Annotated in this window: 13 protein-coding genes; 3 read left to right on the top strand and 10 right to left on the bottom strand. The window is 34.1% G+C overall.

What is annotated here, in order from left to right:
- Positions 1-67: 67 nt before the first annotated feature.
- From LG651_RS06235 to LG651_RS06195, 9 genes are all read right to left on the bottom strand, one after another.
- Positions 68-1,648: an arylsulfatase gene (locus tag LG651_RS06235; RefSeq protein WP_226695270.1), complete on the bottom strand. Its 1,581-nt coding sequence runs from the start codon at positions 1,646-1,648 to the stop codon at positions 68-70.
- A gap of 5 nt (positions 1,649-1,653) precedes the next feature.
- Positions 1,654-3,255, bottom strand: a complete 1,602-nt coding sequence (locus LG651_RS06230) for a sulfatase (RefSeq protein ID WP_226695269.1) — start codon at positions 3,253-3,255, stop codon at positions 1,654-1,656.
- A gap of 18 nt (positions 3,256-3,273) precedes the next feature.
- Positions 3,274-5,169 carry a glycoside hydrolase family 97 protein gene (locus LG651_RS06225; protein WP_226695268.1) on the bottom strand — a complete coding sequence of 632 codons (1,896 nt, stop codon included), beginning with the start codon at positions 5,167-5,169 and terminating at the stop codon, positions 3,274-3,276.
- Positions 5,170-5,255: 86 nt separating this feature from the next.
- On the bottom strand, positions 5,256-6,683 hold the full coding sequence (locus LG651_RS06220) for a sulfatase family protein (protein ID WP_226695267.1): 1,428 nt from the start codon (positions 6,681-6,683) through the stop codon (positions 5,256-5,258).
- A gap of 208 nt (positions 6,684-6,891) precedes the next feature.
- Complete coding sequence (locus LG651_RS06215; protein WP_226695266.1) at positions 6,892-7,218, bottom strand: DUF5018-related domain-containing protein; 327 nt, start codon at positions 7,216-7,218, stop codon at positions 6,892-6,894.
- A 158-nt stretch (positions 7,219-7,376) separates the two neighbouring features.
- Positions 7,377-9,233 carry a RagB/SusD family nutrient uptake outer membrane protein gene (locus tag LG651_RS06210; protein ID WP_226695265.1) on the bottom strand — a complete coding sequence of 619 codons (1,857 nt, stop codon included), beginning with the start codon at positions 9,231-9,233 and terminating at the stop codon, positions 7,377-7,379.
- A gap of 18 nt (positions 9,234-9,251) precedes the next feature.
- Positions 9,252-12,737 carry a TonB-dependent receptor gene (locus LG651_RS06205; protein ID WP_226695264.1) on the bottom strand — a complete coding sequence of 1,162 codons (3,486 nt, stop codon included), beginning with the start codon at positions 12,735-12,737 and terminating at the stop codon, positions 9,252-9,254.
- Positions 12,738-12,912: 175 nt separating this feature from the next.
- Positions 12,913-14,112, bottom strand: coding sequence for a FecR family protein (locus tag LG651_RS06200; protein ID WP_226695263.1), 1,200 nt, complete (start codon positions 14,110-14,112; stop codon positions 12,913-12,915).
- Positions 14,113-14,219: 107 nt separating this feature from the next.
- On the bottom strand, positions 14,220-14,750 hold the full coding sequence (locus tag LG651_RS06195; RefSeq protein ID WP_226695262.1) for an RNA polymerase sigma factor: 531 nt from the start codon (positions 14,748-14,750) through the stop codon (positions 14,220-14,222).
- Between the two features lie 208 nt (positions 14,751-14,958).
- On the opposite strand from LG651_RS06195, the gene LG651_RS06190 reads away from it, so the two are divergent.
- The 3 genes from LG651_RS06190 to galK are packed head-to-tail and all read left to right on the top strand — an operon-like array spanning position 14,959 to position 17,994.
- A complete protein-coding gene (locus tag LG651_RS06190; protein ID WP_226695261.1) occupies positions 14,959-15,951 on the top strand; it encodes a GntR family transcriptional regulator in 993 nt (330 codons plus the stop codon).
- Complete coding sequence (locus LG651_RS06185) at positions 15,951-16,832, top strand: aldose 1-epimerase (RefSeq protein ID WP_226695260.1); 882 nt, start codon at positions 15,951-15,953, stop codon at positions 16,830-16,832. Before LG651_RS06190 ends, LG651_RS06185 begins: the two co-directional genes overlap by 1 nt.
- Positions 16,833-16,845: 13 nt before the next feature.
- Positions 16,846-17,994 carry a galactokinase gene (gene galK, locus LG651_RS06180; protein ID WP_226695259.1) on the top strand — a complete coding sequence of 383 codons (1,149 nt, stop codon included), beginning with the start codon at positions 16,846-16,848 and terminating at the stop codon, positions 17,992-17,994.
- 77 nt (positions 17,995-18,071) lie between these two features.
- Here the strand turns inward: galK and LG651_RS06175 are convergent, their stop codons facing one another.
- Positions 18,072-18,827 carry an SDR family NAD(P)-dependent oxidoreductase gene (locus LG651_RS06175; RefSeq protein WP_226695258.1) on the bottom strand — a complete coding sequence of 252 codons (756 nt, stop codon included), beginning with the start codon at positions 18,825-18,827 and terminating at the stop codon, positions 18,072-18,074.
- Between the last annotated feature and the right edge of the window lie 35 nt (positions 18,828-18,862).

The following is an 18,862-nucleotide window of genomic DNA, read 5'->3' as shown; positions in this document are numbered from 1 at the left end:
TTAAGAAAGGATTTTAAGGATTTTAGTGGTGGTGTCATTATTTAGTTTAAATTCAGTAATTGTTTGATTAGGGCTTATTCCGAGCCATTTTTTCGATATTTATTGAGTTTTTCTTGAAGGTGAATACACCATTTTCTAAATCGCCATTGCAAGCCTTCAACATTTCTTTTTTTAGAGCTTTTACCTTTTTGGGGAATTTTTCGGCCAAATTATTTTCTTCCTTAAAATCTTCTGGTAAATAGTATAACTCAAGGGTGTTTTGTGGTAAATGAGTTCTTAATTTCCAACCGTCGTTGGTAATTATTGTAGGGCCAATAAACGAGGCATAAACCAAGTAATCATGCTGTTTGTTATTTTTCTGACCAATAAGTTCGTTATAAAATGAAATACCGTCGGTTTCAGACACATCTTGAAAACCAGTAACATCGGCTAAAGTGGCCAGAAAATCGTAATTAGCAACCAGCAAATCGCTTTTTCTACCTGCTTTAATTTTAGCTGGCCAACGTGCAATTAATGGCGCTTGAATACCGCCTTGTAGGTTACTTCGTTTTAATCCGGCTCGACCGCCATTTCCATTAAACACATCGCCTCCTAAATTGCTATAAAACTTATGTTCTAAATCATCGAACTTAACACCTGAATTTACATTTTTATAAGGTTTGTAGGTTCGTCCCTCTTGGGTATAATAAATTTCATGTCCATTATCTGAAGTAAAAATGACTAAGGTATTATCGTCAATTTTTAAATTTTTTAAATGTGCCATGATTTGCCCCACATTATCATCGAGCATTTTAACCATGGAAGCATATTCTTTTTCGATGGCTGTTAGTTCTGGGTTATTGGCAAAATCTGGATGAACAGCAGGCACCGAAACTGGGCCATGAGGCAACTGTGTTGGAAAATATAAAAAGAAGGGTTTCGCCTTATTTTCGCTAATAAAGCGCAACACATTACTCATAAATAAATGTTGAGAATACACGGTTTTACCTTCCATATTCCAACGTTCTTTATATTTTTCTTGGGTTTCGTTTTCTTTAGTTTTACCGCAATCTGTATGGGTATTTCCTTGAATATATTCTACCTCTCCATTTCTAAACAAAAATGGCGGATAAAACCCGTGTGCTCTAACATGATCTAAATATCCGTAATACTCATCCCATCCATGTCTTTCCATTTGCCTATGTGAAGCGGAAAAACCCCATTCTAACTTACCAAATTGCCCTGTTACATACCCCTGTTTTTGCGCTACTTCACCTAAAAAAACGGCTTCACTACTTGGTGGTGTTAAAACAGTATTCAGCATATTCTGAATATCATTATTGGTATACACACCGGTACTAATTTTTTTATAAATACCTGCTTGGGTAACTTGAAAATTATCGGGACGACAATCTCTTAAACCTGTAATTAACGATGCTCTTGAAGCTGCACATACCATCCCTGAATAGGCATTTTCGAAGGTAATACCTTCTTGAGCTAATTGATCGATGTGTGGTGTGCTAATTATTTTTTGGCCGTAATGACTTAGTAAGCCCTTACCCAAATCATCAGCATAAATTAAAATAATATTAGGTTGTTCGTTGGATTGTGCCTTAGCAAAAACACTAACCAATAAAAACAGCACTATAAATATCTTATAAAACTTCATAGATATTAATTGTTTGTAATTTCGCTACCCCACCAATCGGCATTTGGTTGCCACTCTTTACTCAACATTTCTTTTCGTTTACGTTCTAGCTTTGGCATTAATTTAGTTCGGTGGTTTTCTAAACGTTTTTTGCGTGCAAGCACGTCCCATTCTGGGTCCTGAGTTGCATATTGGGTATTCATAGATTTTAACCAGGCCATTAATTCGTGGTGCATCGCTTGTGTTTTTTCTTCATTTTGCAGAGAAACATCGCTGTTTTCCTTTAAATCTGCATTTAAATCATATAATTCCACATGATTATCTTCCCAATAATGAATTAATTTCCAGTTATCTTTTCTAATTATTGAAACTGGTTCGCCTCCCTGATTTCCATAATGTGGATAATGCCAAAATAAGGGTCTGTTTTCTATGTCTTTTCCGTTTAATAATGGTTTTAAACTCAAACCATCGGCATGTTGTTCTGGTTTTAAAGGAATATTTGCCAGATCTAACAATGTTGGGTACAAATCGGCTCCAGAAACAGGTGTTTCTATAAGAGCTCCGTTTTGTTCAAGCCAAGGCACATAAATAAAATAAGGCACACGCAAACCGCCTTCCCACTGGTAACCTTTGCCACCTCGCAACATTAATTGATTTGTTGCAAAGGCATCGCCAGAAGTTACTCCACCATTATCCGACGTAAATACCACAATAGTATTTTTATCTAAATTATTTTCTTTTAAGGTTTTTAGAACCGTTCCTATAGCATCATCAACTTGTTCAATTAAACCGGCATAAACAGGATTATCCTGATGTTGTCTTGCAGGCAAAATGCGTTCCATTGCAAAACCTTTTTCCGCAATGCCCAGTTTTTCTGCTTTGTTTCTGTACTTACTCCATTTGTCTTTTGTAGTTTGAATAGGCGAATGCACCGCATAAAACGACAAGTATGCTAAAAACGTAGTATCTTTATTTTTTTCTATAAATTTTGAAGTTTCTTTGGCCAGCTTCATAGAAAACGACATGCCTTTTTCGTTTTCATAATCTTCTAAATACGGATTATTAAAAGGTGAAAAATAACCACCACTATAAGGTCCGCCTCTTTCGTAACCACCTTTATTTATATCGAAACCATGATCTGTAGGTAACGAATGTTGTTTTTCACTTCCTAAATGCCATTTTCCAGCAAAAAAAGTAGCATAACCCTGTTCCTTTAATGCTTCTGGCAAAGTAACATCGCTATGACTTAAATGGTGTTTGTAATTTGGTGGCAGCAATTTTGTATGTCTGTTTTTCTTTTTCCATTCTAAACCGTAAGGCGCACCTTCAAACTGGGTAAGGCCGTGTCTTGCTGTAAATTGGCCATTTAACAAACTAGCACGCGACGGACTACACACTGCACAAGTAGCATAGCCATTGGTAAATATATTTCCTGCTTTTGCCAAAGCATCAATGTTTGGTGTTTCGTAATAGTTACTTCCCATTACGCTTAAATCGGCATAACCCAAATCGTCTACCACAATAAATAATATATTGGGTTTATTTGTTTGAATTTGCGGCCCATTTTCGTTTTTACAAGAAAACAATACTATTGCCAAGGCTATAAAAAAGCTACTACTAATTTTCATCTTTAAATATCTAAAATTTTATTCCGGTCTTACCCACATACAATGTCCGCCACCCGCAACCATGGTTGCTTTAACTATAGCTCCTTTTTTTATAGTTTCGGTCCTAATTTTGTAAGCTTCAGGATTTGTTTTGCTATTGGTTTCTTTGGTGTCTTCGTAATAGGTGATTTTATAGTTTTTATTATCATCTAAAAAATCAAAAGCAATATCGAGCGTGCCACCATTGTTATGCACGGAGCCAATAAACCATTCGTCGCCTTGTCGTCTTGCCGTAGAAATATACGCATCCATTTTGGCGTGCAATATTTTGGTTTCGTCCCATTTTCCAACAGGCATTTCTTTTATAAATTCGAATAAATCTTGTTTTTCTGTATAGGCTTCGGGAGCATCTGGAATACATACCAGTCCGCTAAAAATTATTAATGTTCTAGCCGCTTCTGCAACAACCGTAGTTTGTAATGAATTTAATTTTTTTGGTCCTTTTTCTCTTTCGCCGGCATTAACACTTGAAATATCGAAAATACCATTGTTCATATCTAAAGGGCCTTGAAGCGCATTTATTAAAGCCATTCTAATAAATGTTTTAGGCGTAAACGCACGTCTAGAATCTTGTTGTGCATGGCAAAACTCCTTGGTAATGGCGTTAGGATATGTTCTTGTAACTCCTGTAAACGGTACTGGTCCGTCATGAAAATCTATTAGCAAATTGCTTTTAGCACTCATTTTAATAGCATTTCGAGTAAAAGGTACATTGGTGCCCATAAAGCCATATTTTATACCTTTCATTCCTAAAGATTGGTAATACGGAAACAAGGCTTCATCTCCGTAATTTCCTTGACGTCGATCGTAATACAGAATTAATTCTACGCCTTTTTCTTTGGCATAATCGGCTACTTTTTCTAAATCTAATTTGTTGGACATGGTCATTTTACCAGGTTCAACTTTAGTATACCATGCATCATCAATTAAAAAATATTCGATATCGTTTTTGGCAGCAAAATCGATAAAACGGAAGTAGCTTTCATTATCGATTCCATAGGTAAAACCATCCTTTGCTGTAAAACCATGAACTCTCCAATCCCACAACGTTTTTCCTGGTTTAATCCATGACGTATCGTCCAGTTTATTTGGTTCTGCCACATTTAATGGAATGGTGTTAGTGAGTAAATCACCTACTTTATCTTCAACAAGAATAATTCGCCAAGGTGTTGTAATTTGACTTCCATCGGCATTAAAATTATTTTTTGAAACCAGCGTATTCGTTTCCTTATTTAAAGTAAAGTTAATAACATCGAACCCAGGTGCACTTATTAAATCGGATTCTAAAAGTGACAGATATTTATTAGACGGATGCTCGATAACCAATGGCATTTTTATTTTATTTTTTTTACCATTTTCTTTCGGATCTCCTAATTTTGAAATAGCAATTGGTCCGTAAGGTTGTCCCTCTCCGGCAGGTGAATACACGCCGCTTGTTTCTGGCATGTTGTATTCCATAAATAAAACGGGGTTATTTGCCGTTGAATTGTTTTCGGTCTTAAATCGAAAAGCGATACCTTTATTATAAACCCTCGCAAAAAGGGTTGCTGGCGTGCCTTGATATTTTAAAGAAACTTCGAGCTCGTTATAATGATTTTTTATTTCGCTGAATTGCCCCCAAACAGGATTCCAAGTGTCATTAACTTCTTTAATCGCAACGTTGGTTACCTCTACGTTTACTTCTTGAAATAATGAGATTTCAGAATTTAAAATAATATTCTTATTGCCCTCGTAAAGGTTGTATTTTAACTGATTATCATCATTATTAAAAACAATTTTAAGCTTGCCATTTGGCGCAGTTATTTCCAATAAGTCTGATTGTTTGCAACTAACTAAAGCCATTACAAACATAAGAGATAACAAAATTTTATTCATTTTTTAAATAGTTTATTATTTAAATAATTTAGGTTGGTCAAGAGTAATTATAACAAATATAAACAAAGATATCAAACCAGTAGGGTCTAGTAGGTTTTTAACATTAGTGGTTGTGGATTTTTAACATAGCCTACTTGCCTAGTATTATTTTTAATTTCACTCTCAAAATCATTAATAGCTAAGCGCAATTTGCTTTCAATTTCTGGATTCGATTTTATAACATTAGTAGTTTCTCCAATATCGTTGTTTAAATTATAAAGTGCTGGCGACTGCTTTCCTGATATACGAAGCTTCCATTTACCAGACCTAACTGCTTCCAAATTACCTTTACTATGATAAAAAAAGTACTCGTGTGGGGTTTTACTTTTCCCTTGAATAACCTTAAAAACATCTTTCCCGTCTATAACTCTGTCATTAGGAATTTGTGCACCACTTAGCTTCGCAAATGTGGGCAACAAATCCATAGCTGTAACAACCTCATCATTTGCTGCTTTTGCAGGAATTACACCAGGCCACCAAACAACGGTTGGCATGCGCATTCCGCCCTCGAATGTCTGCCCTTTTCTTCCTTTTAAAGGAAAAGCACTACCAACACTTGGCCCATTATCTGATGTAAAAATTACAAAGGTATTTTTATCGAGACCGTGCTTTTTTAAGGTTTCTAAAATTTGTCCTACAGACCAGTCGATTTCAGCTATGGTTTGCGGATAAATTTTATCTCTAGTTTTATAATCTACTCCTTCTTCATTTTTTAAAATTTCTTTAATTTCATTTGGCGCATCTTTCATAAATTTTGGAGAAGCCAATAACGGTCTGTGCGGACTAGTGTGTGGCAGGTAAACAAAAAACGGATTGTCTTTGTTTTCTTCTATAAAACTAATCGCTTTCTCGGTGATTCGTTTATTTAAATAATCTGCCTCCGGATCCTCTTCAATTACAACATCTCCATCTAATAAAGGCAACGAAGGAAAATTGTACTTCTTTTTATTTGGATGAAACGGATGTATATCATGACTATATGGAATACCAAAAAAAACATCGAAACCTTGTTTTGTTGGTAAAAACTCTGGCTGATCTCCTAAATGCCATTTACCAAACATTCCCGTTTTGTAACCCACAGTTTTTAAAACCTCTGCTATTGTAATTTCATTTGGGTTTAACCCTAATGAATCTGCCGCAAGTAATACGCGTTTAGCCATACCAATTCTTTTGGGATAGCTTCCTGTCATTAATGCCGCTCTAGACGGTGTGCACAATGGCGCTGCTACATAAAAACTAGTTAGCTTTGTACCTTCTAAAGCCATGTTATCGATGTGCGGTGTTTTTAGGTGGGTTCCTCCAAAACATCCTAAATCGCCATAACCTTGATCGTCTGTAAAAATGATAATGAAATTTGGTGTTTTTTCTATATTTTTTGACGGTTGCGAACAACCATAAAACAAAAACAAAACTGGTAAAACTAACGCATGACACGACGCTATTTTTAAACTCTTGTAAATTAAATTAATCGACATATTGTATCGTTAAAGTTCTGTTTTTAAAAAAAAATTGAAATAACACTTATCAAGCTATTATAAGCCCAAAAAATGAATATCTGTAATTATAACTTCATCAGGTTCATTAAAAAGGAAGAGACTGTAAGCTTACAGCTTACACATCTCCACCTTAAAACTAATTACTAACTAAACTCTATAATAAATGATTCAAGAATTAAATTCTGTATTACAACTGATTAACAGTTATTGTCCAGTCTGTAAAATTGCCATCTGCAGAATGTACGCGGTAAGTATACGGCCCTGTGGATAAATCACCAATAATACCTGCTGTTGGAGCCCCATTTAGAGGTTCTACCTTGGTTCCGTAGTGATAAATTAAAAATGCTAAACCTGTTATAGTTTCACCGGCCCTTAAGTTTACTGTAACCGTATGTGTCTCTTCATCCACTGCAGCCGCACCAGAAGACACAACTACTCTTCTTGTACCTGTTAAAGTTGTTTCATCAACATAATATTCTTCCAATTTAACACCATCCTGTGTTTCAAGTTTCATTATTTGGACGTTGGTAATAAGAGAATTATCACCCCATTGTTCCATATCCATTTCAATGCGTGGTTCACATGAACAAAGTGACACCAAAGCAACTAATAGAATCCCGAATTGAATCTTTATATTTTTCATTTTTTTTATATTTTAAGTTATACAAAAGGCTAGAACCAGCCTGGGTTCTGCTCTAGAATTACACCGCCTTCGGTTTCATAAAAATTAATTTCATTTCTAGGAATAGATTGTAAGTAATCTCTATCTGGGTCGATATAGTAACCTCTTCCCGTAGGGGTGAAATCTGCATTTCTCCAAAGCGGATTAATATCTTCACCGGTAATGTCAATGTTAGTTCCTAAGGTTAACCTAAGACTAGCCAACTGAGATTGATCATATCCCGCTGCAAGTACACGTGCATCATCATTCCAAAAATCTTCAAATTCTTGGTAATAAGCTCCTACTGGCTTATTCCCGTTTACAACATCTTCATAAATAGCCCAACGTCTTAAGTCCATTCTTCTAAAATTCTCCAATATTAATTCAACACGACGTTCGCGGCGTATTTCATTCAAAATGTTAGCAGCTGCAGGATCGTACCCGTCCGAAACATCATAAGTAACACTCCAACTATTGGCTTCACCTATATTTAAATCAACCATACCTACTCTGTCTCGAATCACATTAACTGTCTTATCAATATCGGTTTGTGAAATGGTTCCCAAAATAGCTTTTGCTTCTGCATAATTCAATAATGCTTCTGCGTAGCGAATCATTATTTCATCTTGCTGATCTCCAGATCGGTTACCTTGGTGGGCAAGCATGCCTTTCCATACTTTGTATCCTCCTCTACCAGTAAAGGAATTAGTCAAATCTTGATAAGGTCCTTTCGTAGTATTTTCGGCCGGCACAAAATATTGACTCATTATATCATAAAAATTACCCCTTGCTGGTGAATAAATAGTTTGGTCCAATCTAGGGTCTCTGGACGCAATAAGGCTACTCAATTGCGTATAATCGTAAGTTTCACTAGAAACAGCTTCAGGCTTACCATCTGCCATTAAATAATTATACACGGCATCTTTAGTTAATCCTCCCGAATACGAAACAATACCTCCGTTATGATGGGAAGACACCTCCAAAAGAATATCAAAATGTTTGTACAAAAACACACCTTCGTGGCTACTATAATCTTGTTGGTTGAAGAGGTCCCAATACTCAAAACCTGCACTACCTTTATCAATATTGTCTCCTTGGTGGGCAATTAATAAATCTCCGGCATCAACAACTTCACGCAAAAAGTCTAGACCGTCATTACCTTCTACTTTAAATAGTGTATTTTTTCTTCCGTGGTAATACTCCCAGCTACCTTCGTACAAAGCTACCCTTGTTTTAAAAGCTAAAGCACTTTCTTTGTTTATACGAGGCGCAACAGCAAAACCTTCATTTTTCCAATTCATAAGTTCTATTGCCATATCTAAATCTTCTATAATTTTGCTGGCAATAAAATCACGGCTGTCCCTTGTTTTAAAAAGCGCTTCGCTATCAGTCCCTAATACCTCGTCAATATATGGTACACCACCAAAAGTTTGAAGTAAAGTAAAATAATGCCATGCTCTAATAAAATAGGCTTCCCCTATATATTGATCAGCTTCCTCGTCTCTGGCTTCCAATTTATCTATACTATTTAACACATAGTTAACTCTACGAATATTGTCGTAGTTGTTATTCCAGGTGTTATTTGTTTCATCGGCAGCACCACTTTCAGAATGCTTCATTTCGTTACCGCCGGTTGTTTCCATTAAAAAATTATCGGTACCATTTTCGCCAGCGCTTGTAACATGTCTAGCTCCTAAAACACTACTATACAACCCATTTACATATGTTTTGAAATCGCTAGGTTTTGTAAAGAATGTAGCATCACTCATAGAATCTTCTGGATATCTGTCTAGAAATTCTTCGTCGCAGGCCGTTATTGAAAAAAACAAACCTGTAATTACTAATGTATATAAAATTTTTAGTTTCATTGTTTTTGCTTTTTATTATTAAATTCCTACGTTTACACCTAAAGAAAATATACGCGATGGCGGATAGGTTAGGAAATCGTTTGCAATTTGAATAGGATCGTATTCTTTTATTCTGGATTTATTAAAAACCATACCCAAATTCTCTCCACTAACATTAATAGACAGGTTTCGAAGTCCAATTCTTGAAAGCACCTCACTAGGTAAGCTATAGCTCAAATTAACATTTTTTATTCTTAGGTGTGCCAAGTTGAGGGCGTATTGATCATTAGATAGCCTTAAGTAGTCATTATTTATATTTGTATGGTAAGCACGCGGATAATAAGCATCTTGATTATTTAAACTCCAATAACCACGCTCTTGGTTTTGTACCGAGGAAAAGTTTCTGTCTCCATACGAAAACTTCTGCCTAGAATACTTTGTGTGTTTCCCCACACCTTCGAACAAAGCTGAAATACTAAAACCTTTCCAGCTAGCATTTAAGGCAATATTATAACGGTAACGCGCATAATTATGCCCTAAAAGTTTACGATCGCCTTGAGCATACCAATAACCACCTTGGCCATCATTTACCAAGCCATCACCATTAGTGTCGGCATACAGGATATCTCCTGGGTAAAACCAGCCATTTCTCCAAAGTGCTTGCGATTGGAAGGCCTCAGAATTTTGAGCAATGCCTGAGCTTGTCCATCCATACAACTCACCAAACACCTGTCCTGGTGTCCATTGGTTTCTTAAACCAGAATCGCTTCCTTCATATTTAACCACATAACCTATATAATCTGAAATTCCTGCGCGTATACTGTAGTTAAGTGGAGATTCTTTAATATTAAATGCTCTATCTCTCCATGTTGTACTAAATTCCCAACCACGTGTCTCAGAAACTGCATTGTTTCTATTAGGAGGATTAGTTCCTAGCACTTCCGAATATTGCTCTGCTATACCAATTTGATCATAAATCGTTTTTTGATACCAATCGTATTCTAATGTAAACCTATTATTAAACGCAGCTATTTCTAAACCAAAACCTATTGTTCTGGGTTTTGTCCAAGTAAGATCGGAAGACAAAATACCAGGCATAGTAACGTATGGTAATTTACCACCATCTAGCAGTACTGGTGTTTGACTATTAGTCCCCAAAGTTGGCAAATACGTATAATTACCTCCAGCAGAATTATTACCCAACTTACCCCAAGAACCTTTTATCTTAAACATACTTACCGCATCTTTTAATGGCCAAAAATTTTCTTTCGCTATATTATACCCTGCTGATACGGATGGAAAAAATGCCCAACGAGTTTCTGGTGAATACTTTGATGACGCATCGTAACGGGCGTTAAAATCGAGTAAATATTTTTCTTTATAATTATAGGTTAATCGTCCAAAGTACCCTCTGGTTGCCCATGCATAAATAGTATCATCGGCAAATGGACTATCTCCATAGGTGGTACTTATAGATTGTGTGGTTTGTGTATAAAACAAAGAGTTACCTGCTGAAAGCGTATTGTTTTTAAATAACTCCTCGTTATATCCTGCCAATGCAGTAAAATCGTGATTTTTTAAATTCAGTTTATATGTAGCAACTAAATTTAAGTTATGATAAGTTTGGTTTCTAGCGGTCTTTTCTATTTTATCGACAGGTGGGCTACGTCTACTATTTTTTGGTGTTCCATCGGCATCATAGCTTCCAAAAACAGTTTCTGTATCTGTAGTAAGCTGATTATTTACATTCCAGCTATAATCGCCTTTTATGCTAAGCCCCTTAACAGGTTTTAAAGTAAACTGACCTGTTAGCCATAAATCGTCTATAGTGTTATGTACGCCACCCGAAAGCCCGTTTAAATTAGGTACAATAGAAAACTCGTTAGGAGATCCATTATCGTCATAATCCGGTAAGCTCCCAATAAACCCTAACAAATTAAACACAGAACCATCATTTTGCCCTTGATTCCAAATATTTGGTCTATTCACTATCTGCCTACCATATTTTGAACTCGCTCCTATGCTGAGCCAATCTGTAACATCTGTGTTTACTTTAATTAAAGAGGAATATCTTTTTAACCAATCGTTGGGTCCATTGTATACTCCCTGATTATTTATTGCTCCTAGACTTGCAAAATAGGTGGTTTTTTCACTTCCCCCACTAAGACTTAAATTGTTTTGTCTATTAAATACGTTTTGCCTAAAACCCGTCTCGTAATGATTGTTATTGGCATTATATTCGTAAACACTTCCGTATTTTCCGTTAGGCAAAATAATATTTGTAGTGGTTATTTCACCTGCTATATACTGCCTCATGCGTTCTATAGCCTCATCGGTAAATAGTGGCGCCTGTTGCGAATTATATCTTCTATTATTTCTATGTATGGCATCCAAATTACTGTCTTGAGGATCTGGTAGTCCTATAGGAGAACTTGTAATTAAAGTTGTACTGAAATTAACTTGCATGCCTTGACCTTTTTTACCAGATTTTGTAGTAATTAATATTACCCCATTTGGTGCACGAGACCCATAAATGGCCGAAGCTGCTGCATCTTTTAACACCGATATGCTTTCTACATCGTTAGGGTTAACAAATCTAATGTCCTGCGGCACCCCATCAATCAATACTAATGGAGCTGCTGAAGCATTAATACCTGTAAACCCACGAATATTTAAGCTCGGTTCTGCATTAGGTGCACCAGAATTTATTGTTACATTTAGCCCAGGTACTGATGCTGTTAGCATTTCTGTTAACGATTTAACAGGCCTATTTTCCAAATCTTTCATATCTACCATTTGAACGGCAGAAGTTAAATTTACTTTTTTCTGTGTACCGTACCCAATTACAACAACCTCATCTAAAACACCGGCTTCTTCTATCAAGGTGATATTAATAGTACTGGAATTCCCTACCGTTACTTTTTGAGACTTGTAACCAACATAAGAAAACACCAAAACAGCACCTTTTTTTGCTTTTAGGGCGTATTCTCCATCAAAATCGGATTGTGTTCCTGTAGTTGTACCCTCAACAATAATATTTACGCCGGGTAATGGCAAACCTCCTTCGTCTACAATAGTACCCGAAATGGTGATATCTTGAACAACATTAGTCGAGGAGCTTGCTCTAGCTTTAGTATTTTTTAAAGCCCCCAAGGAATTGCTGTCGGCCTTTTTTAAAATAATTTGTTTTCCCAGAACTTTAAAGGTAACGTTTGTTCCTACTAAAATGCGCTTTAAAATAGCGTCAACCTGTTCTTTTTTTGCTTTAATAGAAATTGTTTTATCATAATTTGTGTCATTATAATTATATAAAAACTTAAATTCTGTTTGTTTTTCAATTTCATTAAATACCTGCTCAATACTTACCTGGGTTAAGTTTAAGGAAATCTTAGTTTTTTGCCCGTATGTTTCTTTAGCTTGAAGTTGAAACAAAGTAACAAATACAAGAAGTACGGTAAGTTTCATTTTTAAATCAATTTTTAACACAAAAGGGCAAAGCCTTTTATGCTTAAATACTTTTTTCATAATTTAGTTGTCGGTTTAGTGTGGTTAATTACTTTAATAACTACACGCTTAAAATTCGGGAGATATTGGTAGTATCTTCCGTTTTTTTTTTGGACTACACTCGCGCATTCCAAGGAGATAGTTATTATTATTTGAAATTAATTTTCAGTTAATTACATCATAGGCAATTAAAATTTTAATGGATTATTATTTTATTTTCTTTTATGGTATAATCAATATTAAAGTTAGTATTAAACGACTCTAAAACTTCTTCAATAGTTTCGTTATCGAACGACGCTGCAAATCGCTGATTACCAATTTCGAGATTATTATTTTCGATAGAGACATTATACTGTCGTTCCAATTTTTTTATAATGTCGCTAAACAAGGTTTTTCTAAAAATTATTCTTCCTTTTACCCAAGCGGTTTCCATATCTAAATCGGCTTTTTTTACCGAAACCGTTTTACTCCCTTTATTAAATGAAGCTTTAAAACCTGGACTTAATTTAGTAGATGAACTTGACGTGTAAGCATCTTCTGCATTATAAACACTTACTGCTCCTTCTACCAATACGGTTTTTATGTTTTTATCTTCAGGGTACGATGATAAATTAAATTCTGTACCCAAAACTCTAACATTCATTTCTCCTGAATTTACTATAAACGGATGTTTAGCATCTTTCTCTACATCAAAATAAGCTTCTCCAGTTAAAAACACTTTTCGTTCGCTTCCATTTATAAAGTTAACCGGGTATTTTAATGATGAGCCAGCATTTAAATAAACTTTTGTTCCATCGGATAAAGAAATCTCGAAATGTTTACCATACGGTATGGTTAGCGTATTATAAATTAACTCCTGTTGATTTTTTATTTTAGAATAGGTTAACTTATTCCCTTTTTGCTCACCTACTATTTCACCTTTAGAATTTAATAAGTGCTCATCCTTTACGTCTGTAAGCACTTGAATATCTCCATTTTCTAATTGAAGCGTAATTTGATTTAATTCTTTTACAGTATCGGGTTGCGAACTAAAATTATTATTATAAACATAAAAACCAGTCGTGATAAACACCACCAAAATTGAAGCATATTTTAAAATTTGAAGAAATTTAAAGCCCGATTTCGTTATTTTATGCTTTGTTTCTTGTTCAATTTTTAAAGCGTTTGGCGTTTGTAATTTTTCGATAGTTTTACTCCAAGCCTTATCTGTATCGAGCGATTCTGCAAATTTTAAACTTCGGGATTTTTTGTACAGGTATAAATAGTCTTTAAAAAGCTGCCTATTTTCTGGACTATGATTAATCCATTTCGTTAATTCATCAAATTCTCTATTACTAATACTATTATTAATATAAGATGTAACTAACTTAAAAATATGTGGAGGAAACTCTTGCACGAAACTATACTATATTAACTTAAAACTATTTTATATTAATATAATTACTAAACAGTGAAAATGGGTGACAAGAATTTAAACTTTTTTTAAAAAAAGTTTATTTTGATTTAGCCTAGTGAGTTTCTAAGCTGCTTTAATGCCCTTGAATGCTGGGTTTTTACCGTATTTACAGTTACACCCATTTTTAAAGCAACATCTTTATATTTTTGGTTATCTAAAACAATAGCTTTAAACACCTCTCGGCATTTTAAAGGCAAAGCCTCTACCTCTTTATGAAGTTTATCGTATTCTGAAACAAGACTATTTACTTCAAAATTTTCAACCGTGATTAATTTATCGACCTCATTTTCTATATCGTGAAAGTGAAATTTTCTTTGTTTTTTTAAAACTTGTAAAGCATTATTTTTTACTGAAGTGTACAAGTAAGGTCCAATTTTTTTATTTAATTTTAAATACAGTTTATCATCCCAAAATTTAACGAAAAAGTCTTGCACAATATCTTCAGACAAAGCATAAGAATCTGTATACTTAAAAGCATAAACACATAATGGCTTATAGTACTTCTCGAACATTACTTTGTAGGCTGCAAAGTCGCCTTTTTTTAATCTTGAAACAATATTTTTATCGGTTAAAATCATTAAAACCCAAACGCCTTTATTTTTAGAATTTTATATTTTTAAGAATATTTAAATTAAATAATAACAAAAATTACCGCTAATAAATTAGAATACTTAAATTTTTGTTAAAAACATTAGTAATGCAAATATAGTAAATAAATTTAAAAATCCAACCAGTACCAACTAGTTGGTTGATTTGAAAATATTTTATAGATTTGCAACCTGCACTATGATTAAAATTAAAAAGAAAATAGGGACACCCAAATACAAACAAATTATTAATACTATTGAAGCATTAATAGTTTCGGGCGATCTAAAAAAAGGCGACCAAATACCCTCAATAAATCAAATTAAAAACGACAACAAGCTATCTCGAGATACCGTTTTAATGGCCTTTAACGAATTAAAAAATAGAGGCATTATACAATCTGTTGTTGGTAAAGGGTATTATGTTTCTAGCGATCAAGTTACTGTAACTCAAAAAATATTTTTGTTGTTTGATGAGCTTAATTCATTTAAAGAAGATTTATACAATTCTTTTTTAAAACATCTTGAAGATAGTATTGAAGTTGAGATCTATTTTCATCATTTTAACCGATCAATTTTTAAAAAATTAATAAAAGATAACAAAGGTGATTACAACTATTATGTAATCATGCCAGCAAATTTCAAAAACTCGAATAAAGAAATAAAAAACTTACCGAGCGACAAAGTTTATATACTCGATCAACTTCACGAAGATTTGTCCAGCTACCCATCTATCTATCAAAATTTTGAAAAAGCGATTTTTAATAATTTAAATGAAACTAAAACACTTCTTTTAAAATACAACCATTTTATTTTAGTAAACACCAAATCTAAACAACCGGAAGGTATGATTAATGGTTTCATTAATTTTTGTGAAGCACACGATTTTAATTATTCAATTGAAACCACCTTGCTAGAAAAAACGCCTGAAAAAGGCGAACTATACATCATTCCCGACGATAAAAATTTACTGCGAATTTTAAAAAAATTAAAATCCAACAACCTCTCACTTGCTAAAGATGTTGGCATCATTTCATATAACGACACCTTATTAAAAGAGCTCGTAGAAGGCGGAATAACTACAATATCTACAGATTTTAATGAAATGGGCAAACGTTTAGCCGAAATGATTTTAAATAAGGAGCAAAATCAAATAGAAAACCCAAATCAACTAATTTTAAGAAGCTCTTTATAATGTTTCAAATTTCTCATAATAAAACTCTAAATATATTAGAAATAGCACATTCTAATAAAAAACTATTTGCTAAAATAAATTTAAACGATGGTGCAAGTTTACAAGAATGCACCTTAAACGCAAACCAAATTATAAAGGATTTAGCTCCACTTAAATATGAGAACACCTACGCTTCATCAATTTTATTTCCGTTTGCAAACCGAATTAAAGACGGCGAATATAAATTTGAAGGTAAAATATATAAATTCGACATTAACGAACCCAAAAATAATAATGCATTACACGGATTAGTTTTTAATAAAACCTTTAATATCGTAAGTACAAAGGCCTCAGAAAACGAAGCTCATATTGTACTTCTTTATTCCGAAATGGAAAAACACCCAGCTTTTCCATATACTTATAATATTACTATTACCTATACTTTTACAAGAACAACAGTAAGTTTAAACGTAATTATTAAAAATACCAGCAACAACACTTTTCCGTTTACTTTAGGTTGGCATCCTTATTTTTCAAGTGAAAATTTATACCAAAGTAATATTTCGTTTAACAGTTTAGAAAAAATTGAACTAGACGATCGCAACATAACCTCTGGAGTAAAACCTGCTCCTGAAACCGATTTTAAAATTAAAAATAAAACCTTAGATGATTGTTGGATTTTAAATTCCGATGAAATTGTATTTAAAACACCCGCCTACAAACTACAATTTAACAGCAATGCTAAACAAAATTTTTTACAAATTTATACACCACCTGCACCTAATACTATTGCTATTGAGCCTACCACAGGCGTTTCTAACAGTTTTAATAACCAAATAGGTTTACAACTTTTAGGCCCAGACCAAAGCGAACAAATAACATGGACTATCACCATCGACTAATTTATTTTTTAAAATGAACAATGCCATAATTAACCACGTAAATCAAGAATTTAATAAAACGTTTAATCAAGAACCTGTTTTAATTTTTTCTCCTGGCAGAATAAATATAATCGGCGAACATACCGATTATAATGAAGGTTTTGTCTTTCCTGGTGCTGTAAACAAGGGTATTTATGCTGCAATAAATAAAACAAACAACAATTTTTGTACAGCTATTGCCTTAGATAAAAACACAAAAATAGAGTTTGAAATAGGCAATATTAGTCCATTAAAAGAAGGAAGCTGGGAAAATTACGTTTTAGGCGTTGTAGCTGAATTATTAAAACTAAATAAAGTAATTGGAAATTTCAACCTTATATTTAAAGGGGATATTCCTGCTGGCGCTGGTATGTCATCGTCGGCAGCACTTGAGAACAGTGTTGTTTTTGGTTTAAACAACCTATTTGATCTTGGGCTTACAAAGGAAGAAATGATTTTTATTTCTCAAAAAGCAGAACACAACTACGTTGGTGTAAAATGCGGCATCATGGATCAATACGCCAGTATGTTTGGTAAAAAAGACTATGCTTTACTGCTAGATTGCCGATCTATTAATGCCAGACCTTTTAAAATCGATTTTAACAATTATCAGTTAGTTTTAATAAATACTAATGTAAAACATAGCTTGTCTGACAGTGCATATAACGACCGACGCACCGTTTGTGAAGACGTTGCAAAACAATTAAAAATTAGTGCTTTACGAGATGCTTCAGAACATAATTTAAATACTATTAAATCTAATTTATCTGAAGAAAACTATCAAAAAGCATTATATGTAATTCAGGAAAATGGTCGTGCTCAACGAGCTTCTTTAGCTATGCAAAACAACGATTTAAAATTACTTGGTGCACTTATGTATAAATCGCATGAAGGGCTATCTAAACAATATCAAGTTAGCTGCAACGAACTAGATTTCTTAGTTAATGAAGCTAAAGCTAGCAATGTTGTAATTGGTGCTAGAATGATGGGAGGCGGCTTTGGCGGTTGTACCATAAACTTAATTGATAAAGATAAATGTGACTCTTTTTTAACCAACACTTCCAAAAAATATGAAGATACATTTAAAAAATCATGTTCTGTATATTTTGTAGAGCTATCGAACGGCACGCACTTATTGGCATAGCGTCTATACCTATAAAATTAAAAAGCCCGATAAGCTATAAATACTTATCGGGCTTTTAAAAAAGATAATTACAGAAATTAACTAAATGCTAAACCACCATTAATATCTACATTATTTCCTGTAAGAAATGATGCTTCATCACTAGCTAAATAAGCCACCAAATCGGCAACTTCATTTGGCTGTCCCTCTCTTCTAAGCGGTGTTGCACCAGCCACTTTTACCCTAACTTCATCTTGTGTAAAATCGTCGTGAAATTTTGTTCCAATTAACCCAGGGCAAACTGCGTTTATACGAATACCTTGTGGCCCGAACTCTTTAGCCCAGTTACGAGTTAATGTCATAATCGCACCTTTTGATGCAGCATATAACACCGAACCTCCACCACCGCCATCGCGACCTGCTTGTGAAGCTAAATTTACTATTGATGCACCTTCGCTCATTAAAGCTTTAAAAGCTTGAGTAACAAAAACAGTTCCTTTAAAATTAACTCCCATTACAAGGTTATAAAAATCTTCATCTAATTCTTCGGCTGTTCTTCTACCAAACAAACCACCAGCATTATTTACTAAAATATCCACTTTATCGCCAAAAGCAGCTTTAGTTTTAGCAACCATATCATCGATATCTGCTTGTTTAGTTACGTCGCCATAAACTGCAATAGCTTCGCCTCCAACAGCCTTAATAGCCTCTAAAGTTGTATCTCTATCTTTTTCGCTGTTTAAATAGTTTACAACTACTTTGGCGCCTTCTTGTGCTAATTTCACACAAATAGAGCGACCTATATCTCTTGCTCCACCAGTTACTACAGCTACTTTACCATCTAATTTTCCCATTTCTTATTTTATAAATTGAATTGTTTTACTTTTTA

Origin of the sequence: Neotamlana sargassicola (genome assembly GCF_020523965.1) — a bacterium.
Taxonomy (GTDB): domain Bacteria; phylum Bacteroidota; class Bacteroidia; order Flavobacteriales; family Flavobacteriaceae; genus Neotamlana; species Neotamlana sargassicola.
This window is presented reverse-complemented; position numbering and strand designations above follow the sequence as displayed.